Here is a 19954-nt window from a genome sequence, read left to right on the forward strand (position 1 = left end):
CGGGCGCGGCGACGGTGCTCAGAAATGGTAGCCGATGCTCATGAACGGCCCATGCATGGTGGTGTTGTAGCGGAAGTCGCGGGTGGGCGAGGTGATGGATTCGTAGTCGGTGTAGAGGGCTCGATAGCCGAGCGCCGTCGACCAGGATTCATTCCAGTTGTAGCCCACCGCCACGAGGCCTTGCGCCGAGAGCTTGGAGCTCGCCGGCAATCCGAATCCGCCGACGTCCGCAAGTGCGTTCAGGAACCACTGCTTGTTGAGCTTCCACTGCAGCGCGAGACCGAAGGTCGGATCTAGCCAGTCCTTGGAGTCAGATTCGGAAATGGCGAAGGGCACGAAGATGGAGCTGAGGGAGGTGTTGGCCGACAGCCGCTGATAGCGGAAGCCGGCGGTTGCGGAGAGGTCGAAATCGGAATCGCCAACCGGCAGCCGGTAGCCGGCGGCGCCGGACAGGATGAACAGGCGCTGGGAGAAATCGACGAGGGGCTGGCCGGCGGTCGACAGGTTCTTGCTGGTGCCGAGCTGCGACCAGAACACGTCGGCGAACAGGGTCCAGTTGTCCTTCTTGGCGATGAAATTGCCCATCACCGCGCCCTGGAAGTTCTGCATCACGTCGCCGAAGGTGATGTCCACCGGAATGGCCGGCAGGCGGCGGATGCCGATGTCGCCGTCGATGCCGGTCGCCCAAAGGTACAAGGTGGCCTGATACTGCCAGCCGGACGCCGCCTGAGGTTGAGGAGCGGGCGCCGCGCTGAGGTCCGCAGCGTGGGCAGGACGCGCGGGTGCCATCGCCAGCATCGCGCCCGCGACCAGCATGGCGAGCGCGGCGCGCAATCCCACTCGCGCCCCCCGGCGCGTGCGAGCTGTGACGTCTGACCCGGCCGAGCGGTGTGCGGCCGTTGTTTCGAACTGATGCCCCCGGACCATAATTCCCCCGTCTTGAGCCGGCGCCGTCCTGGGGCGCCTCGCCGGGTCTTGTCATGCGCCGGCCGCGCCATCCTAGCGCAGCCGCGGGGGCGGAACTGCCCCGCCCACGCTATTCCCGGCCGGGTGTGGCCACGCAGCAACGGCAGAGTGGGCTTGCGCAAGGGTATTTCTGATGGAATGCGGGTTTTCGCGTGCGTCCTTGCAATCATTGACGTTTCGTAACAGGGCCTCCGTTCGCGCGGGTGTGAAGCCAAGTCCTCACGCCGTGCGGGTTTTGATCTTGCGCGCCACGGTGAAAGCGTGTGAACAGGCTCTGTTACTGTCCAGCTTGAGCGGTGGCAGCTACGTCGGGTCGCCGTAAGCCAAGCCGGTCGAGAAAGAGATTGGAAGACGAGGGCACCCGTGACCACGACACTGCCCCTGGTGCGCGCCGCGGCCATCGCGCCGCTCATGGTCTGGCTGCGCGATAGCGGTTACTCGCTCGACCAGATGCTGCTCGACGCCGGGTTGCCGGCGGGGCTGATCGAGGACCGTGACCGTCCGATCCCGCTCATGGCCGGAATCCGCCTGCTGATGGAGGTTGTGGGGCGTGAGGGGCATGATGTGCCCTGCCGCATGGTCGCCCATGCCGGGATCGAGGAGCTCGGTTTTCTGGGCCAGATCGTCATGACCTCCCGCACGCCGCGGGAGGCTTTCACCAAGGTGGCGCGCGCCTATCTGCACCACGGCTCCCACGAGCTGTTCACCCTGACGCCCGATCCCGGCGGCGGAGCAGTACGCCACGCCTTTCGCGTGCCCGTGGATGCCGAGCACCTGTCCTTCGTGCACCAGTATGTGGCCGCGTTGATCCGCACCGTGGCCCTGCGCACGGGCCATGAGGGTCCGCTGATCGAGCGGATGGAACTGACGCCTCACCCGCGCCACGGGGTTGAGGGCATGAGCGCCCAGTTCGGCTGCGAGGTGGTCCCGGCGGCGAACCGCACCGTGACCATGGTCTTCTCCGATGCGGTGCTCGACCGGCCTTATGTGAACGGGCGGCAGGTTGCCGACGTTGCCGTCCCCGCAGGTTCTGCGGTGATCCGCGGCGACGGCACGCTGGCCGGCTCCATCACCACCATCCTGCCAGCCCTCATGGAAGCCGGCACCGAGCCGAGCCTCGCCTGCATCGCCGAACTCGCGTTCATGAGCCGGCGCACCCTGCAACGCCGGCTGGCCGCCGAGGGGGCCAGCCTGTCCGAGCTGATCGACAAGGTGCGCGCCGAGCAGGCCATCGCCCGCCTCACCGCCACCGGCAGCGCCATTCGGACCGTGGCGGCGGAGGTGGGATACGGCTCCAACGCCAGTTTCAGCCGCGCCATCCGGCGCTGGACGAGCACTTCGCCGAGTCGCCTGCGGCGCAGCGCGCTCGGCGGGAGGACGGACACCGGCAACGAGGCCGAGTAGTCGCTAGCGTCGCCCCTTTGTCCTCGCGTGCACTTGCGTGGCCGGTTGGGGAGCCGTGTCGCGGTCGGTCTCGATGTCGCGGTGGAAGCTGCACCGACCATGGTCGGCAAGCGTCTCGATGACGCGGCATTCGGCGACCTGGCCGTGGGCGCAGGCCTGCACCATCTGCTCCAGCTCCGCTTCCAGCGCCCTCAGGGAGGAGATGCGCCGACGCACCTCGTCGAGGCGAGCGCCGGCGATGGCATCGGCCTCGGCGCAGGGCTGATCGGGGCGATCCTGCAAGGTCAGCAGCGTGCGGATGGCATCAAGGCCGAAGCCCAGCTCGCGGGCATGGCGGATGAAGGCGAGGCGCTTCACCTGCGCATCGTCATAGAGCCTGCGGTTGCCCTCGCTGCGCGGCAGGTGCGGCAGCAGGCCGGTCTCCTCGTAGAAGCGGATGGTGGGCACCTTCACGCCGCTGATGCGGGCGGCTTCGCCGATTGTGAGGTGCGCCTGCACCGGAGCCATGGGGGTTGCTCCTCTAGTTACTAGAGCATTTAGGCTGCCACCATGACCAAAGGAAAGGCGGCATCATGACAGCCGGGCAGGTTCAGACACGCTATCGCGTCTCGGGCATGGATTGCGCATCCTGCGCGGCGAAGATCGAGGCCGTGGCAAGCCGTCTGGACGGAGTGGCGGAGGCGAGCGTGTCCGTGGCGGCGGCGACCTTGGTCGTGCGGCACGATTCCGGTGCCGATCTCTCGGCCTTGCCGGCGCGGCTGAAGCCCATGGGTTATGGCCTCGCCCTCGCGAACGCCGAGCCGGCCCGCACGTCCGCTCCTGCCGCGGCCCCCGGGGCGTGCTGCAATCATGATCATGGTGCCCATGGGGGCCATGACCATGGCGGGCATGATCACGCGGATCATCCCCATGCGGGGCACGACCATTCCAGCCATCCTCCGGATCGGGATGCGCCTGCCGCTGGCCACGACCACGCCCATGGCGCGGAACCGGGCGAGGGCGGGTTCTGGTCCAACGGCAAGGCGCGACTGACCCTTGCCAGCGGTGCCGCCTTCGCGGCGGCCTTCCTGGCCGGCCTCATCCTGCCGCAGGTCCAGACCCCCCTGTTCATCGCCGCGATGCTGGTTGGCCTCGTGCCCATCGCCCGCCGTGCGTTCGCAGCCGCAGCGGTCGGCATGCCCTTCACCATCGAAACGCTGATGACCATCGCGGCCGTGGGCGCGGTCATCATCGGGGCGGCGGAGGAAGCTGCGGCCGTCGTGTTCCTCTTTCTTGTCGGCGAGCTGCTGGAGGGCTTCGCCGCGGGCCGGGCGCGCGATGGCATCAAGGCGCTCGCGGCGCTGGTGCCGAAGACGGCGCTGGTGGCGCGGGGGGGCGACTTCGTGGAAGTGCCGGCGGCGCAGCTCGCCGTTGGAGACACCATCCTCGTGCGTCCGGGTGACCGCATCGCGGCCGATGGCGAGATCGTCGCGGGAGAGGGCGGGATCGACGAAAGCATGGTTACCGGCGAGAGCGCGCCCGTGACCAAGGGCGTCGGCGCGGGTGTGTTCGCCGGCACCGTCAACGGCGATGCGGCGCTCACCGTGCGCGTCACTGCGACGGCCGAGGACAACACCATCGCTCGCGTGGTGAAGCTGGTGGAGGAGGCTCAGGAGGCGCGCGCGCCCACCGAGCGGCTCATCGACCGCTTCTCGCGGGTCTACACCCCCGCCGTCGTGGTCATCGGCGCGCTGGTGGCGACCGTCCCGCCGCTGCTGTTGGGCGGCGACTGGGGCGAATGGGTCTACAAGGGCCTCGCCATCCTGCTCATCGGCTGCCCGTGTGCGCTGGTCATCTCGACCCCCGCGGCCATCGCCTCGGGCCTGTCCGCCGGCGCGCGCCGCGGGCTGCTCCTGAAGGGGGGCGCGGTGCTGGAGACGGCGGGCAAGGTCACTGTGGTCTGTCTCGACAAGACCGGCACCCTGACCGAGGGACGGCCGAAGGTGACGGACGTGATCGGCTTCGCGCTGCCCGAGCCAGAGGTGCTGCGCCTTGCTGCCGCTCTGGAGGGCGGATCGAGCCATCCCCTGGCGAAGGCCATCCTCGACCGTGCTGCCGCCGATGGCCTCTCCATTCCTGCCGCGAGCGAGGGTCGTGCGCTGGGCGGCAAGGGGGTGACGGGGATCGTTGAGGGGCGCGGGGTGTTCCTCGGCTCCGTCGCAGCGGGGGTTGCGCGGGTGGCGCTCGAACCGCAGACGGAAGAGCGCCTCGCAGGGCTGAACGACGAGGGCAAGACCGTGTCCCTCGTCATCGTCGGCGATGTGCTCGCGGGCGCCATCGCCATGCGCGACGAGCCGCGCGCGGATGCGGCGGCGGGGCTCGCGGCGCTGAAGGAACGCGGGCTGCGCACGATGATGCTGACGGGCGACAACGCCCGAACCGCCGCCGCCATCGGCCGCGCGCTCGGCATTGAGGTGCGCGCCGGGCTTCTGCCGGAGGACAAGCAGCGCATCGTCTCCGAGCTGAAGCGGCAGGGTGAGGTCGTCGCCAAGGTGGGCGACGGCATCAATGATGCGCCGGCGCTGGCTGCGGCTGATATCGGCATCGCCATGGGCGGCGGCACCGACGTGGCGCTGGAGACGGCGGATGCCGCCGTGCTGCATGGCCGCGTCCGGGATATCGCCGGTATGATCGACCTGTCCCGGCGGACCATGCGCAACATCCGCCAGAACATCGGCCTCTCGCTGGGGCTGAAGGCGGTGTTCCTCGTCACCACCGTCGCCGGCATCACCGGCCTGTGGCCGGCCATCCTCGCCGATACCGGCGCGACCGTGCTCGTGACCGCCAACGCGCTGCGGCTTCTGCGGCGGACGGGGGAGTGATCCCCCGTCTCACGTCGGGATGCTGAGGCTCCACATGGCGTCGAACATGGACGCCTGGAACGCGGCGAACTCGGCGCTGTCGATGATCATGCCGTAGCTTTCGCGGGCGGACGAGATGAGCGCGACCTTGTTGCCATAGATGAAGCAGGTCATCGCCAGCTGGTGCGCGGGCGGCGCGTAGCGCAGTTCGCGCCGCTGTTCGTCGCTCGATGGCCAGATGGGGGCGATGTCGCGTTCCGCCGAGCGGATCACGTGCAGCCAGATGCCCCGCCGCGCGCGCTCGGTGAGATAGCGCTCCATCTCGTCGAGCCCCGGCTCGGCCATCAGCTCCTTCATGGAGAGGGTGGCCCGCAGCACCGTGTCGCCGCCGGAGAGGGTGTCCCACAGCGTGGTACGGATACCCTCCGGGCCGGGATGGAAGCGCACGTTCGGCTTGCCGGTCTCGTGGTGATACATGGACCGCAGGACCGGCATGACGTCCTCCAGCATCTGCCGGCGCGCCTCGATGCGCTCCAGCAGCACGCCGGGGTCCTGGGCGACCACGAAGCGCCGCTTGCCCTGGTCGACGAACCGGATCAGCCCCTCCTCCTCCAGCTTCGCCAGCGCGTCGTGCGCCGTGGTGCGCGCGAGGCCCGCCTTCGCGGCGACCTCGGTAATGGAGGCGCCGCCAAGGCCGACTGCCGTCAGATAGAGCTTGTAGAGCGTCCCGGTGATGCCGATCCGGGCCAGCTTCTCTTCGATGTCCGCCGTCACTGTCACTTTCCCCCGATGGATGCACCATGTCCGATCTGGCTGGCGAGGTCTAGCATCGGTTTTAGCCGATAAAAATTGGATATCTGCGCTTAAAGAATGTGCGACCTGCTGCCTCTTTGATCGCATTCGTCGGCGTTATTGCCCGATCAATCGCCATTTTTCCGGCATTGGCGAATTGACGGAATTGACCGACATATCTTAGCCTCTGGCCATGGCTGATCGCACGGACGAGCCGCCGGCTGGCGGGCTGAAGGAGGATGTTCCGATGGGAGCGAACGCTGAAGCGGGCGCAATGACGGCGGTTCCCGACAGGTCGGTGCCGGCGGCGCGGAAGATGCCTTGGTCGCGGCTTCTCGCCGACAAGTCGGTCCGCGCCGGCCTCGGCCTCGCCGCCTTCTTCGCCTTCTGGCAGGCGGTGACGGGGCTTGGGCTTGTGGATGGCTTCCTCCTGCCGTCGCCATTCGCCGTGGCGCAGGCCCTGTGGGACATGGCCGTGGATGGCTCGCTGTGGATCCATCTCGCCGCCAGCCTTCAGCGGGTCGCCGTTGGTTTCCTGCTCGCCTGTGTGGTCGGGCTGGCGCTGGGCCTCGTGTGCGGCTGGTGGCGCTCGGTGTCGGATTTTGTGCGGCCGGTGGTGGAGGCCCTGCGGCCGATCCCGCCTCTGGCGTGGATCCCCATCACCATCCTCTGGTTCGGGCTCGGGGATGCGGCGTCCTACTTCCTCGTGTTCCTCGGCGCGGTCTTTCCCGCCTTCGTCGCCACCTACACCGCGGTGCGCGGCCTCGACCGCAACCAGATGAACGCGGCCCTGTGCCTCGGCGCCAAGCCCTGGCAGCTGTTCTGGGACGTGCTGATCCCCGCCTCGCTGCCGATCATCCTGCCGGGCCTTCGCATCGCCCTCGGCGTCGGCTGGATGTGCGTCGTGACGGCGGAGCTGATCGCCGCGCAGACGGGCCTCGGCTACCTGATCCAGCAGTCCCGGATGCTGTTCCAGATCAACAACGTGGTGGCCGGCATGGTCACCATCGGCCTCGTCGGCTTCGCCATGTCGGCCATCCTCGAGCGGATCGAGCGGCGGGTGAATGCCTGGGCGCCCTCCGAGCGCAATTGAGGAACGAGCCATGACCGCGAACGCCGCACTCATCTCTCCCGCCATCTCTTCCGGTCTCTCCTCCCAGTTCTCGCCCGAGGACGTGCAGATCGACATCCGCAATGTCGGGAAGGTCTACGGGTCAAAGACCGAGGAGCCCGTCGTCGCGCTCGATGGCGTGACGCTGCGCATCCGCCGCGGCGAGTTCATCTCGCTGCTGGGTCCATCGGGCTGCGGGAAGTCCACGCTGCTCGGCATCATTGCCGGCTTCCAGTCTGCCACCAGTGGGCAACTGCTCCAGGATGGCCGGCCGATCACCCGGCCCGGTCCCTCCCGTACGGTGGTGTTTCAGGACTACGCGCTGTTCGGCTGGATGACGGTGCAGCAGAACGTGGAGTTCGGGCTCAAGGCCAAGGGCATGGGCAGGGCTGAGCGGGCCGAGATTGCCCGCGCGCTCATCGCCATGGTCCGGCTCAATGGGTTCGAGGACAAGTTCCCGCACCAGATGTCCGGCGGCATGAAGCAGCGCGCCGCCATCGCCCGGGCGCTCGCGCCCGATCCCGACATCCTCCTGATGGACGAGCCGTTCGGCGCCCTCGATGCGCAGACCCGCGTGCTGCTGCAGGAGGAGATCGCCCGCATCTCCTCGGAAGCCGGCAAGACGGTGATCTTCGTCACCCACGGCATCGATGAGGCGGTGTTCCTCGCCGACCGCGTGGTGGTGATGAGCCCCCGTCCGGGGCGGGTGCGCGAGGAGGTTCTCGTTCCGCTGCCGCGGCCCCGCACGGCCGAGATGCGCTCCGATCCATGGTTCGTCTCCACGGTCAACGACCTATGGGAAACGCTCAAGCCGGAATGGCAAAAAGGGGAATAATCATGACCTCAGGACTTTCACGCCGCCGTTTCGGCCAGCTGGCCGCAGGCTTTGCTGCCACCCTTCCTTTGGCCGCCCCCTCCATCCTGCGCGCGCAGGAAGGGGACGTGGTCCGCATGTGCTGGTTCAACACGACCACCGTGTCGGCCCAGATCGCCCATGTGCTGATGCGCACCGACATCCCCGCGCGCAACGGGCTGAAGATGGAGATGATCCAGCTCGCCGCCTCGCCGGCCATCACCGAGGCGCTGGTCTCCGGCGCGGGTGACGTGGGCACGCTCTCCGATTTCGCCGCCGTGACCACCATGGCCATCGGCGCGCCGGTGACGACCGTTTCCTCCCAGGCCCGCTTCCGCTCGGCGGTTCTGGCGACCAAGAAGTCCGGCATTACCAAGATGGCGGACCTGAAGGGCAAGCAGGTCTACGGCACCTTCGGCATCACCGCTTTCCAGAATGCGCAGGATGCCGTGCTCAAGGCCGGCCTTGTGCCCGGCAAGGACATGACCTTCGTGAACGTCGGCCCGGCGGAGCTGGCCGATGCCGTGGGCGCCCAGCGCATTGACGCGTTCTTCACCTATGACCCCTTCGTGAGCTTCTTCGAGAGCACGGGCAATGCCGTGGTCGTCTCGGAAAACCTGAGCCCGGTCATCGTGCTCGCCGCCAACAACCGCTTTGTCCAGAAGCCGGACGTGCTGCGCCGTCTGCTGCTCGCCAATGCGCAGGCGCTGTTCTTCGCCGCGCAGAACAATGATCTGGCGAACAGCTGGTTCCGCTCGCTGGAGCCGGCCAAGAACATTCCCGAGCCGGTGCTCCAGAAGGCGTCGAGCTACGATCCGGCGTGGAGCGCGAAGACCTTCACCGACATCAAGGTCGCCCTCTCTCCGGCTCAGATCGCGCAGATGGAGACCCTCGCCAAATGGGGCGTGGAGGCCAAGCTCCTGCCGCGTATGCCCGACGTGCCGAAGTTCATCAACACGGCCATCGCCGGCGAGGTGGACAAGGAGATCGCCACCGGCAGCTTCGATGTGAAGAGCGTGAAGATCCTTCGCGCCTGAGGCCGCCGTCCGTCACCATGGAGACGATGGCCCCGCCCCGCGCGAGGGCCGTCGTCCGCCAGCTGGCCGGAGCGCCTGACGCCGGCCGCAGAGACATCATGACCGATACCCAGACACAGGCCGCGGCGCCCCCGGATGGCCCCGCCACGCGCCATTTCGACTTCAGCCTCCTCTCCGCCGAGATGCGCTACCGGCTGCTGGCCTCCACCGTGCTGCCGCGACCCATCGCATGGGTCGTCACCATGAGCGCCGATGGCGTCGTGAATGCCGCGCCCTATTCCTTCTTCAACGTCTTCGGCGCGGACCGGCCGGTGGTCGCCCTTGGCATCCTCGCACGGCCGGAGCCGGAGAAGGACACGGCCGCCAACATCCGCGCCACCGGGGAATTCGTCGTCAATCTCGTCCCCCACGCCCTCGTCGAGGCCATGAACGCGACCTGCGTGGATGCACCGCCCGAGGTGGACGAGATCGCGCTGGCGGGCCTTTCGGCCGTCCCCAGCATCGGCGTGCGTCCGCCGCGCATCGCGCAATCCCCCGTCGCCCTCGAATGCCGGATGACCCACCTGCTGGAGACCGGCCCGGGCCAGCTTCTGGTCGTCGGCGAGGTGCTGCACGCCCATTATGCTGCCCATGTGCTGACCGGCGATCCAGCCCGTCCGCGGGTGGACGGCCTCGCCCTCGATCTCGTCGCCCGGATGCACGGCCCGACGGCCTACACGCGCACGCGCGACCTCTTCGATCTCGATCGCCCGCTGTGGAACGGCGCAGCACACAACAAGGAATGAGCGAAATGCCCAGCATCAAGGTGGCCGCTGTCCAGGCTGCAACCATCCCCTTCGACGGCCCGGCCGCCACCCAGCGCACAGTCGCCCTCATCGCCGAAGCCGCCGCCACGGGGGCGAAGATCGCGGTGTTCCCCGAGGCCTTCATCGGCGGCTATCCCAAGGGGCTGGATTTCGGCTGCAGCGTCGGCCGGCGGACGGCCGAGGGGCGGGCGGATTTCGTCCGTTACGTCCGCGGTGCGATTACGGTGCCCGGGCCGGAAGTGGATCAGCTCGCCGCGGCCTGCGCGGAGCACGACATCCACGTGGTGGTCGGCGTCATCGAGCGCGATGGCGGAACGCTTCACTGCACGGTGCTCTATCTCGGACCGGAGGGGCTGCTCGGCAAGCATCGCAAGGTGATGCCGACCGGCTCGGAGCGCCTCGTGTGGGGCTTCGGCGACGGCTCGACCCTGACCGTGGTCGATACGCCCTACGGCAAGCTCGGCGGCGCCATTTGCTGGGAACACTACATGCCTCTGCTGCGCGCCGCTTATTACGGCAAGGGCGTCGAGATCTGGGCCGCGCCCACTGCCGACGACCGGGAGACCTGGATCTCCACCATGCGGCATGTGGCCATGGAAGGCCGCTGCTTCGTCATCAGCGCCTGCCAGGTGATGCGCCGCTCGGACTTCCCCGAAGATTACGCCAGCCGCATCGACGCGGCCCCCGACGCCTGGATGATGCACGGCCGCTCGGTGATCGTCGGCCCACTGGGAGAAGTGCTGGCCGGTCCGCTGCTGGACGAGGAAGGCATCCTCACTGCCGAGGTCGACCTCGACGACATCATCGGCGCCAAGCTGGATTTCGACCCCATCGGCCACTATGCGCGGCCCGATCTGTTCAGCCTCAATGTCGACGAAGCGCCACAGCTCCCCGTCATCGCCCGCGGCGAAGGCTAGGCACGTCGCTCAGCAAATTGCGCTCCCCGGCGCGCCGGTTCGCCAGCGATGCCGAGGACGGAGCAGGCCCCGTCGATCCGATAGAGCCACATGGGATATGTGGGTCTATCGGTCAGGCCGTCACTCGGCTCGCAGGAGAACGGTGCGGACTGCCTGACGGTGTTGCACATCATGCTTGAGGGCATCTCGACCTCCTCGTGGTCGTCCCCGTCTTCCTGCCTGTGATGCAGCAGCTCCACATCGATCCGAGCTTGAATTGGTCACTTATGCGCGTGCGCTGAGGACGCCCGCCGCAGGCCGTCGAAGACGTAGTCGGCGAGGTGCCCGGCCCATTCCGGCGTCAATGGCGCGTGCGGGACGAGGATGCGGTACCAGATCGGCCCGTAGAGCGCGTCGATCACCACGTCGAGATCGACATCGGCGCGCAGTTCGCCGTTGGCGATGCCGCGCAGGAGGGCCTTCTTCGCCTCTTCCCGGCGCGGCAGCACATAGCCGTCGAGGAGCGCGCGCAGCGCCTCCGGATCGCTCTGGCCCTGGGCGACCAGCGCGGAAATCGTGCGTCCGACCTTCTGGCCGTAGACCTCTGCGACCCGCATCATCTGGCTTTTCACGTCGGCAACGGCCGAGGCCGTCACCGGGTAGCCGATCTTTTGGGCAGTCTCCGCGAGAAAGCCGGCGATCGCCAGAGCCCCCCGATTTGGCCACCAGCGGTAGATGGACGAGCGCGCCGTACCCGACCGGGTTGCAACGGCATCGATCGTAAACCCCGAAAGTCCTTGCTCTTCGAGCAGCTCGTTCGCTGCCTTGAGGATTGCGATCTTCACTTCGTCACCTTGCGGGCGACCGCGGCGGCGAACGGTTTTATTGCTCGTGCTCAAATTTTGACGCCCATCATCGAGATTTTGCCCAGATTATCGCCGGCCCTTCAACTTGACAATCAACCGGGCTGATTAAAACTACACACTGTCGCTTTTATCCGGATTCAGAGAGCGAAGCCCATGGTGCGCGTCGGCCGGCGCCGCCTTCCTGTGAAGCCCCGAAACCGCCTGCACATGCGCAGGCATACGCAAACACAGCGAGGAAGCGCAATGACTGGCGTGCTCAGCCCCGAACAGGTCGCGCATTTCAATTCCGAGGGATACCTTTGTCCGGTCCGGGCCATCAGCGCGGAAGAGGCACGCCTCTATCGCAATAAAGTCGAAGATTTCGAGGCCCAGTCGGGCGAGGAGGTCAACAAGCGCCTCAAGATCAAGGCGCATCTCGCCTTCCCATGGCTCGTGGAGCTGGCGCGGCACCCGCGCATTGTGTCGGCCGTCCAGGCCATCCTCGGGCCGGACGTGCTGCTCTTCGGCTCGTCCGCCTTCGCCAAGAATGCGCGTGATCCGCGCTTCGTCTCCTGGCATCAGGACTCCGCTTATTACGGGCTGAACCCGCACCAGGAAGTCACCGTCTGGCTCGCTCTGTCGCGCGCCAGCACCGAGAGCGGCTGCATGAAGGTTATCCCGAAGAGCCACCTCGGGCCTGATCTGGTGCATGAGGAGACGTTCGATGCCGACAATCTGCTCGCCCGCGGCCAGAAGGTGACGGTGGACGAGAGCCTCGCCGTCGACATGCCGCTCGAGCCGGGCGAGTTCTCCATGCACCACGAGCGCACGGTGCATGGATCGCCCGCCAACATGTCCGACGACCGGCGCATCGGCATCGCCTTCTTCTACATGCCGGCCCATTGCCGCTCGATGCTGGGGCGCCGTTCCGCCCTGCTCATCGCCGGCGAAGATCGCCACGGCCACTGGGACCAGGACCCCGAGCCGCGGTTCGATCTCGACCCTGAAAGCCTCGCCTTCATGGAGGAGGTCTGGGCGAGCTATCGCGACGACGCAACGACCGTTCAGGCCGCGCGCCTCGCCTGATTTTTTCCTCCGGCCCGGCTCATGCCGCGGCCGGAGTCTCAGCCATCTGGAAGCCGCGTCCGTCTGCCCCCTTTGAAACCGAGAGCGCATTCCATGAAAGCCAGCATCCTTTTCAGCACAGCCCTGTCCCTTCTCTGCGCCGCCCCCGCTTTGGCCGATCCGGTGAAGGTGGGCGTCATCTTGCCCCAGACCGGCGTCGGCGCGGTGCTCGCCAAGCAGATGCAGGCAGCCATTGAACTTGCCGTCGCCCACGAGGGCGGCAAGCTCGGTGGCCAGCAGGTGGAGTTTTTCTGGAGCGACAGCCAGGGCAAGGCGGACGTGGCCAAGCAACTGGCCGACGAGATGGTGAAGTCGAAGCGCGTGGACTTCCTCGTCGGTCCGGTCTTTTCCTCGGAGATGATGGCAGTGCACGGCGGCCTCGCCCGCACCGATGCCTTCGTGATCTCGCCCATTTCGGGACCGGCGCCCATCGCCGGCAAGTCCTGCTCGGCGAACTTCTTCAACGTGTCGTCCCAGAACGACCAGCAGGCCGAGGCGCTCGGCGCCTATCTCGAGAAGCTCGGCGTCAAGCGCGTCTATGTCATGACGGTCAACAACCAGGCCGGCAAGGACATGGTCTCCGGCTTCAAGCGCAACTTCAAGGGCGACCTCGTGGGCGAGGTCTACACGCGCTTCGGACAGGTGGACTTCGCCGCCGAACTGAGCGCGCTGCGCACCGCCGCGCCGGAAGCGACCTTCATCTTCTATCCCGGCGACATGGGCGTGCAGTACGTCAAGCAATACGCCCAGGCGGGCCTTGCGAAGTCGACCCCGCTCTACACCGTGTGGACCGTGGATCAGGCGACGCTGCCCGCGGTGGGTGACGATGCCATCGGCGTGCGCTCGGGGAATGTCTGGAGCGTCGATCTGCCGAATGCCGCGAACGCCCGCTTCGTCTCCGATTTCAAGCAGAAGAACGGAGCCCTGCCCAACGACTACGCCGCCCACGCCTACGATTCCATCCTGCTCGTCTCCAGCGCGGTCAAGGCGGTGGGCGGTGACATGAGCCGGAAAGACGACATCCGAAAGGCGCTGCAGAAGGCCGACTTCGCCTCGAACCGTGGCAAGTTCGCCTTCAACACCAACCACTTCCCCATCGAGGACTACTATGTCCGCGAGGTGGTGAAGGGCGAGGACGGCACCCTTGTCACCAAGACCGTCGAGAAGGTGATGACCGACGCCAAGGACGCCTATTACCAGGAATGCCCGCTGAAGTGATCGCGGATGATCTTGAAGAGAACTCCTGACACAGCGGGAAGGCGGCCATGCAACTCTTGTTCGTCGAGCAACTCCTGAACGGAGTTCAGCTCGGGGTGATCCTGTTCCTGATGGCGGCGGGGCTCACGCTCACCTTCGGCATCATGAATCTGGTGAACCTTGCGCACGGCTCCCTGTTCATGCTCGGCGCCTATCTGGGCGTCACCTTCGCGCTGGTCACGGGCTCGTTCGTGGCGGGCTTCGTCGCGGCGGGCCTTGCCACCTTCGTCATCGGCCTCGTGCTGGAGCGGCTGGTGATCCGCCATCTCTATGCCCGCAGCCATCTCGACCAGGTGATGTGCACGGTGGGCCTCGTCTATGTGCTCAACGAGGCGACGCGGATGGTATTCGGCCCGGAGCCGCTGCACGCGCCCATCCCGGCCTTTCTTGCCGGATCGGTGGAGCTCATTCCCGGCGCGCCCTATCCCGCCTACCGGCTGGCGATGATCGGGGCCGGCCTTGCCATCGCAGGCCTGCTTTATGTCCTCATCGGCCGGACGCGGATGGGCATGCTCATCCGCGCCGGCGCCAGCAACCGGGTGATGACGAGCGTTCTGGGGGTCAATATCGGCGCCATCTATGCCGTGGTGTTCGGCATCGGCGCTGCGTTGGCCGGCTTCGCGGGCTATATCGCGGCGCCCATCCTCACGGTCTATCCGGGCATGGGTGACAACGTGCTCATCCTGGCGCTGGTGGTGCTGGTGGTGGGCGGCATGGGATCAGTGAAGGGGGCCTTCGTGGCGGCCCTGCTGGTGGGCGTCATCGACACCATCGGCCGGGCCTATTTGAAGGATCTCATGGCGCTGGTCCTCTCGCCGGTGGCCGCCAACACCGTGGCGCCGGCTCTGGCTTCCATGCTCATCTACATCCTCATGGCGGTGATCCTGTTCTTCCGCCCGCAGGGGCTCATCCCGGCCGCCGGCCTGCGCCGGCCCGAGGCGCCCCCGGAAGCGTCCGAACACGGCCCCTCCCGCCCCGGCGTGCTCGCCCGCTGGCGCGTGCCGGCCATTGGTCTCCTCTGCGGCGCCTTCCTTTTGCTCCCGCTGGTGGCCGGGATCGCCGACCAGCCGTTCTGGGTGGACATGGGGCTGCGCGTCATCATCTTCGCCATCGCCGCCCTGAGCCTCGATCTCATCCTCGGCCAAACCGGGCTCGTCAGCTTCGGGCACGCGCTCTATCTCGGCATCGGCGCCTACGTGGTGGGCATCCTGGCGGATGCCGGGGTGGAGAGCGGCTTCGTGCAGTGGCCGCTGGCGATGGGCCTCTCGGCGCTGCTGGCCGCGGCGCTGTCGGTGGTGGCGCTGCGCACCTCCGGCACCTTCTTCATCATGATCACCCTCGCCTTCGCGCAGATGATGTTCTACGGCGCGTCCAGCCTCTACGATTACGGGGGCGACGACGGCATGCACCTCGCCGTGCGCAGTACCTTCGGCGGGCTGGTGGACCTCTATGATTCCCGGCAGTTTTACTATTTGGCCCTCGCTCTTCTGGTGGTGCTCGCCGGCCTCAACATGCGCCTCGCGCGGGCGCGCTTCGGCACGGTGCTGAAGGGTATCCGCATCAATGAGCGGCGCATGGAGGCGGCAGGCTTTCCCACCTTCCGCTACAAGCTCGCGGCCTGCGTGCTCTCGGCGGCGGTGTGCGGGCTGGCGGGGGCGATGCTCGCCAATGCGGCGGAGTTCGTCGGCCCGCAATACATGGACTGGACCCGCTCGGCCGAGCTGATGATCATGGTCGTGGCCGGCGGCCTCGCGACGCCCTTCGGTGCCATCATCGGTGCGCTCGCCTATCTCGGCATCGAGAAATATCTCTCCGATCTCACCATCCACTGGCGGCTCGGCTTCGGCGCGCTGCTCATCCTCCTCGTCTTCCTCGGCCGGGGCGGGCTCAGCGCCCTGTTCGCGCCGGGTCCGGCAGGGCAGCCTGCGCCTGTTCTCAAGGGATCATTCCGATGGGCAAGACCCTTCTTCAGACCGCGGGCGTGACCCGCAGGTTCGGCGGGCTCAATGCGGTCGATGCGGTGGATTTCGACCTCGCCGCCGGCGAGCTGGTGGCGGTGATCGGGCCCAACGGGGCTGGCAAGACCACCTTCGTCAATCTCCTCTCCGGAGCGCTCCGCCCCGATGCCGGCGCGGTGTTGTTCGAGGGGCGGGACATCTCCCGCCTGCCGATGGATGCGCGCGCCCGGCTCGGGATCGCCCGCTCCTTCCAGATCGCCAGCATCTTTCCCGAGCTGAGCGTCGTCGAGAACGTGGCGCTTGCCGCCCAGGCCCACGCCGGCCACAGCTTCCATTTCTGGCGGGAGGTGGCGGACGAAGCGCCGCTGCGCCGCAAGGCGCAGGCGCAACTCGCCGGCCTCGGTCTGTCCGAGTGCGCCGAGCGGCCGGCGTCCCAGCTCTCCCACGGCGAGAAGCGGCTCCTGGAGATCGCCATGGCCCTCGTCGTCGAGCCGCGGGTGCTGCTGCTGGACGAGCCCATGGCCGGGCTCGGCATTGCCGAGGCGCGCCGCATGATCGACTTCATCGCCGGGCTGAAGGGGCGGTTCAGCATTCTCCTGGTCGAGCACGACATGGAGGCGGTCTTCAGCCTCGCCGACCGGGTCTTCGTGCTGGCCTCCGGCGCGCGGGTGGCGGACGGGCCGCCGGAAGTGGTGCGTACCGATCCGCGCGTGCAACTCGCGTATCTCGGCGGCGAAGGGGAGGATCTGTGATGCTGGAACTGCGGCAGGTGGGAGCGGCCTATGGCTCAAGCCGGGTGCTGTTCGGCGTCGACCTGGCCATCGCCGAGGGCGAGGTGGTGACGCTGCTGGGCCGCAACGGCATGGGCAAGACCACGACGGTGAACGCCATCATGGGCCTCGTCTCCCTCACCCAGGGCGACATCAGCTTCCGCGGCATCCGCATTTCCGGATTGCCGGCCTACAAGGTCGCGCGCAACGGTCTCGCACTGGTGCCGGAGGGCCGGCAGGTGTTCCCCAACCTCACAGTGGAGGAAAACCTCGTCGCCACGGCGGCGAACCGCGGCCGGGCACCATCCCCGTGGACGCTGGAGGCGGTCTATGGCCTGTTCCCGGCGCTCGCCACCCTCGCCCGCCGCAGCGCCGGCCTGCTCTCCGGCGGTGAGCAGCAGATGCTCTCCATCGGCCGCGCACTGATGACCAATCCCCGCCTGCTCATTCTCGACGAAGCGACGGAAGGCCTCGCCCCCCGCATCCGCCGCGAGATCTGGGATGCGCTGGTGCGCATCCGCGAGCGCGGCCAGTCGGTGCTGGTGATCGACAAGAACATCGACATGCTGTGCCGCTTCGCCGACCGGCACCACATCCTGGAGAAGGGACGCATCGTGTGGAGCGGCAGCTCGCAGGAGCTGATGGCCGACGAGGCCCTGCGCATGCGCTTCCTCAGCGCCTGATGGTGGTGAGGTGGCCTGTTAAAACTGAAACCGCAACCGATTGAAGCCGCTACGCGCAATTGGACCAAACAGCTGCCGCGGTAATTGCCCGCATCACAGGCGCGCAGTTGTTTTCCTTGTGGCATCCGGCATTGGCTTGGCTCACCAGGAATGCCGCGCCCTCAAGAGCCATTGGGCTGCTGCTGAACCACGTAGTCGATCTGAAAATCATTCCGGTAGAAGGACTCTCCCGTGATCAGCGGGCGCCGATCGGCACTGAAAAGGACGTAGTCGCGGATCAGCAAGGCGCTGCCACGCTTCACGTTCAGTTTCTCCGCGATCTGCGGCTTGGCGAGATCCGCACGGATCTTGCCTTCCACCCGGTGCACCCGCAGGCCGAAGTCTTCGTCCAGGATGCGATGGATCGACTTGGTACGCAGCATGTCCAGCGTCATGCGCCGGCCCAGTTCATCGGGAATGATGCGGCATTCCAAGCTCATGCGCCGCCCGCCCACGAGGCGCAGCCGGTCCAGCGCATAGACCTTGGCCTTGGCGGAGAGATGCAGCGTCTCGACCTCCCCCTCCGTTGCGGCACGATGGGAAAAGCCGATCATCTCATAATCGATGCTGGCGCCCTTGGCGGAGAGCTGTTCCTCGAAGGATCGGACCCGCGTGAGATCGATGGGCGCGCTGATCGGGCGCGCGGCGACGAACGTGCCACTGCCCGGCCGGCGCACTATGACGCCCTCAAATACCAATTGCTGGAACGCCCGCGCCACGGTGGCGCGCGTGGTGTCGAAGCGCGCGGCCAGTTCGGGTTCGGACGGTGTGCGATCGCCTTCCGCCAACCGGCCGGACTCGATCTCCTCGCGGAGGAAGCGCTGAATCCGCACGTAGAGCGGAATGAAATCGGCTTGAGACAAAAATGCCCCCCGAAAAGCTGCATAGCCAACTAGACACGTAGTCAGATACGCATATAGGATCACTTTCAGCCGCATATTGCCAGCGGCACCGCGCCCCGAAAGCTGGAGGCCGATGCACCCATGAGCGACGTCGCCGTCCCCTCCCAGCCGCCCGCGCCGCGCAAGCTGCCGGCGCGCCTGGGGCAGCGCTCCCTCAGCATCGTGTATCTGGCGTCCCTGGTGGCCGGCCTGCTGGTGTGGCAACTGGTTGCGCAAGGATATTCCAGCTTTGTCCTCGCCGCGCCGCTGAAAGTGCTGGCTCGGCTGTGGCAGATGACGCTCTCCATGGAGCTGCCCCGCGCGCTCGGCGGCTCTTTGCAGCACATGGCGCTGGGCTATGTCATCGCCTGTGCCATTGCGCTGCCCGTGGGCCTGCTCATGGGCCGGATGCGCTTCGTCAACGATCTGCTCGATCCGGTGGTGAACCTGATCTATGCGGTGCCGAGCGTCGCCTGGGCCCCGTTCATCATGATCTGGTGCGGCCTCTATTTCGAGGCCCGCGTGGTGCTCGTGGTCATCATGTGCGTGTTCGACATGATCATCGTGGTGAGCACTGGCGCCCGCAACGCCGACCCCCGGCTTCTCGCCGTGGGCCGGGCCTTCGGCGCCTCTCCCTGGCAGCAGGTGCGCATGGTGCTGCTGCCCGAAAGCCTGCCCTTCCTGTTTACGGCGCTGCGCATCGGCGTGGTGCGCGCGGTCAACGCCATGATTACCGCCGAACTGTTTCTCGCCGCCGTCAATCTCGGGGCGATCATGAAGCAGTCCGCCGTGCGGCTCGATAGCGCCGCAGTGCTGGGCATCCTTGCGGTACTCTGCCTGCTGGGCCTGGCGTTGCAGGAACTGCTGCTGCTGGCTGAGCGTCGCGTCTGCATCTGGCGGCCAGAGGGCCGGAGATGAGAACCCGCTCGTTGGCGGTCAACGCGCTCGGCATTTTCATTGTTCTGGCGCTGTGGCAGGTCGCCGGCATGCGGCTCGGCGAGGCCTTGGTGGCAACCCCGGTGCAGGCCGCCGTCAGCCTGGTCGCCACCTTGCGCGAGGGGGCCTTCTGGCCGGCGCTGTGGTCCATGCTGTGGCAGATGCTGATCGGCTATGCGGCGGCACTGCTCGTGGGCATCCCGCTCGGCATCGCTATGGGCCGCTCGAACCTCGTGCTGGCCATCGTGAAGCCTTGGGCCTCGTTGTTCATCGTGGTTTCGGCGGCGGCCATCGTGCCGCTGTTCATCATCCTCATGGGACGGGGCGTTCTATTCTGCACGTCCATCGTGTTCGTCGCCACGGTCTGGTACGTGGTGCTGACCATGACAGAGGCCGCGCGCGGCGTGTCGCCCCGCCTGCTGGACGTGGCCCGCGCCTTCGATGCGTCCGGCTTCCAGCGGTTCCGGATGGTCATCCTGCCGGCCCTCTATCCCTATGTGCTGATCGCCGCCCGTATTGGCTTGGTCCACGCGTTGCGCGCCATGGTCACTGCGGAAATGTTCATCTCCGCCGGCTTCGGCGGGCTGCTGAACGATGCGGGCCTCGATCTGTCCACCGCGCCCTTGTTCGCGCTGATCGTGATGCTGATGCTCATCTCCATCAGCGCCACCGGCGTGCTGCGCTGGATCGGGCACCGCTCGGCGCCCTGGTACCGGAGCCAGACCGGCGGCTGACGACGCCTTCCAATAAAAAGG

19 protein-coding genes and 1 pseudogene are annotated in these 19954 nt (G+C 67.1%); 15 read left to right on the plus strand and 5 right to left on the minus strand.

Features of this window, described 5'->3' with window-relative positions; genetic code table 11:
• Positions 1–18: 18 nt before the first annotated feature.
• Positions 19–840 (minus strand): outer membrane beta-barrel protein, encoded by an 822-nt coding sequence (locus A37E_RS0110480; RefSeq protein WP_051678929.1) that lies wholly within the window; start codon positions 838–840, stop codon positions 19–21.
• A 489-nt stretch (positions 841–1329) separates the two neighbouring features.
• Between A37E_RS0110480 and A37E_RS25915 the strand changes: the two genes are divergently transcribed.
• Positions 1330–2370, plus strand: a complete 1041-nt coding sequence (locus tag A37E_RS25915; RefSeq protein ID WP_029556538.1) for an AraC family transcriptional regulator — start codon at positions 1330–1332, stop codon at positions 2368–2370.
• A 3-nt stretch (positions 2371–2373) separates the two neighbouring features.
• On the opposite strand, the gene A37E_RS0110490 is transcribed toward A37E_RS25915, so the two are convergent.
• Positions 2374–2877: a helix-turn-helix domain-containing protein gene (locus A37E_RS0110490; protein WP_051678930.1), complete on the minus strand. Its 504-nt coding sequence runs from the start codon at positions 2875–2877 to the stop codon at positions 2374–2376.
• 65 nt (positions 2878–2942) lie between these two features.
• On the opposite strand from A37E_RS0110490, the gene A37E_RS0110495 reads away from it, so the two are divergent.
• Positions 2943–5231, plus strand: a complete 2289-nt coding sequence (locus A37E_RS0110495) for a heavy metal translocating P-type ATPase (protein ID WP_029556540.1) — start codon at positions 2943–2945, stop codon at positions 5229–5231.
• 9 nt (positions 5232–5240) lie between these two features.
• On the opposite strand, the gene A37E_RS0110500 is transcribed toward A37E_RS0110495, so the two are convergent.
• Complete coding sequence (locus tag A37E_RS0110500; RefSeq protein ID WP_245279313.1) at positions 5241–5984, minus strand: helix-turn-helix domain-containing protein; 744 nt, start codon at positions 5982–5984, stop codon at positions 5241–5243.
• Positions 5985–6318: 334 nt separating this feature from the next.
• Here A37E_RS0110500 and A37E_RS0110505 point away from each other — a divergent pair, with 334 nt between their 5' ends.
• The 5 genes from A37E_RS0110505 to A37E_RS0110525 all read left to right on the plus strand — a co-directional run bounded on the left by A37E_RS0110505 (position 6319) and on the right by A37E_RS0110525 (position 10726).
• On the plus strand, positions 6319–7095 hold the full coding sequence (locus A37E_RS0110505; RefSeq protein WP_245279314.1) for an ABC transporter permease: 777 nt from the start codon (positions 6319–6321) through the stop codon (positions 7093–7095).
• Positions 7096–7105: 10 nt separating this feature from the next.
• Complete coding sequence (locus tag A37E_RS0110510) at positions 7106–7948, plus strand: ABC transporter ATP-binding protein (protein WP_029556543.1); 843 nt, start codon at positions 7106–7108, stop codon at positions 7946–7948.
• 2 nt (positions 7949–7950) lie between these two features.
• Positions 7951–9003, plus strand: a complete 1053-nt coding sequence (locus tag A37E_RS0110515; protein WP_029556544.1) for an ABC transporter substrate-binding protein — start codon at positions 7951–7953, stop codon at positions 9001–9003.
• 98 nt (positions 9004–9101) lie between these two features.
• Positions 9102–9788, plus strand: coding sequence for a flavin reductase family protein (locus A37E_RS0110520; protein ID WP_029556545.1), 687 nt, complete (start codon positions 9102–9104; stop codon positions 9786–9788).
• 5 nt (positions 9789–9793) lie between these two features.
• Positions 9794–10726 (plus strand): carbon-nitrogen hydrolase family protein, encoded by a 933-nt coding sequence (locus tag A37E_RS0110525; protein ID WP_029556546.1) that lies wholly within the window; start codon positions 9794–9796, stop codon positions 10724–10726.
• A 260-nt stretch (positions 10727–10986) separates the two neighbouring features.
• Here A37E_RS0110525 and A37E_RS0110535 read toward each other — a convergent pair whose 3' ends face one another.
• Complete coding sequence (locus A37E_RS0110535; protein WP_197022956.1) at positions 10987–11550, minus strand: TetR/AcrR family transcriptional regulator; 564 nt, start codon at positions 11548–11550, stop codon at positions 10987–10989.
• A 264-nt stretch (positions 11551–11814) separates the two neighbouring features.
• Between A37E_RS0110535 and A37E_RS0110540 the strand changes: the two genes are divergently transcribed.
• The 6 genes and pseudogenes from A37E_RS0110540 to A37E_RS0110560 all read left to right on the plus strand — a co-directional run bounded on the left by A37E_RS0110540 (position 11815) and on the right by A37E_RS0110560 (position 17343).
• Positions 11815–12636: a phytanoyl-CoA dioxygenase family protein gene (locus A37E_RS0110540; protein ID WP_024278070.1), complete on the plus strand. Its 822-nt coding sequence runs from the start codon at positions 11815–11817 to the stop codon at positions 12634–12636.
• A gap of 93 nt (positions 12637–12729) precedes the next feature.
• Positions 12730–13893: an ABC transporter substrate-binding protein gene (locus A37E_RS0110545; protein ID WP_029556549.1), complete on the plus strand. Its 1164-nt coding sequence runs from the start codon at positions 12730–12732 to the stop codon at positions 13891–13893.
• A 47-nt stretch (positions 13894–13940) separates the two neighbouring features.
• Positions 13941–14849: pseudogene (locus A37E_RS27390) on the plus strand (branched-chain amino acid ABC transporter permease); the annotation flags it as partial.
• Between the two features lie 165 nt (positions 14850–15014).
• A complete protein-coding gene (locus A37E_RS27175) occupies positions 15015–15917 on the plus strand; it encodes a branched-chain amino acid ABC transporter permease (RefSeq protein WP_245279443.1) in 903 nt (300 codons plus the stop codon).
• Entirely contained in the window at positions 15884–16642 is a 759-nt protein-coding gene (locus A37E_RS0110555; RefSeq protein ID WP_029556551.1) for an ABC transporter ATP-binding protein, read from the plus strand. The genes A37E_RS27175 and A37E_RS0110555 overlap by 34 nt, the downstream gene beginning before the upstream one ends.
• Positions 16642–17343, plus strand: a complete 702-nt coding sequence (locus A37E_RS0110560; protein WP_029556552.1) for an ABC transporter ATP-binding protein — start codon at positions 16642–16644, stop codon at positions 17341–17343. The genes A37E_RS0110555 and A37E_RS0110560 overlap by 1 nt, the downstream gene beginning before the upstream one ends.
• A 161-nt stretch (positions 17344–17504) precedes the next feature.
• Here A37E_RS0110560 and A37E_RS0110565 read toward each other — a convergent pair whose 3' ends face one another.
• Positions 17505–18245, minus strand: coding sequence for a GntR family transcriptional regulator (locus A37E_RS0110565; protein ID WP_029556553.1), 741 nt, complete (start codon positions 18243–18245; stop codon positions 17505–17507).
• Between the two features lie 120 nt (positions 18246–18365).
• Between A37E_RS0110565 and A37E_RS0110570 the strand changes: the two genes are divergently transcribed.
• Both A37E_RS0110570 and A37E_RS0110575 read left to right on the plus strand, forming a co-directional pair.
• Positions 18366–19181, plus strand: coding sequence for an ABC transporter permease (locus tag A37E_RS0110570; RefSeq protein WP_029556554.1), 816 nt, complete (start codon positions 18366–18368; stop codon positions 19179–19181).
• On the plus strand, positions 19178–19933 hold the full coding sequence (locus tag A37E_RS0110575) for an ABC transporter permease subunit (protein WP_081837541.1): 756 nt from the start codon (positions 19178–19180) through the stop codon (positions 19931–19933). The genes A37E_RS0110570 and A37E_RS0110575 overlap by 4 nt, the downstream gene beginning before the upstream one ends.
• Positions 19934–19954: the final 21 nt, after the last annotated feature.

The organism is Xanthobacter sp. 91 (assembly GCF_000702385.1).
Classification (GTDB): Bacteria; Pseudomonadota; Alphaproteobacteria; order Rhizobiales; family Xanthobacteraceae; genus Xanthobacter; species Xanthobacter aminoxidans.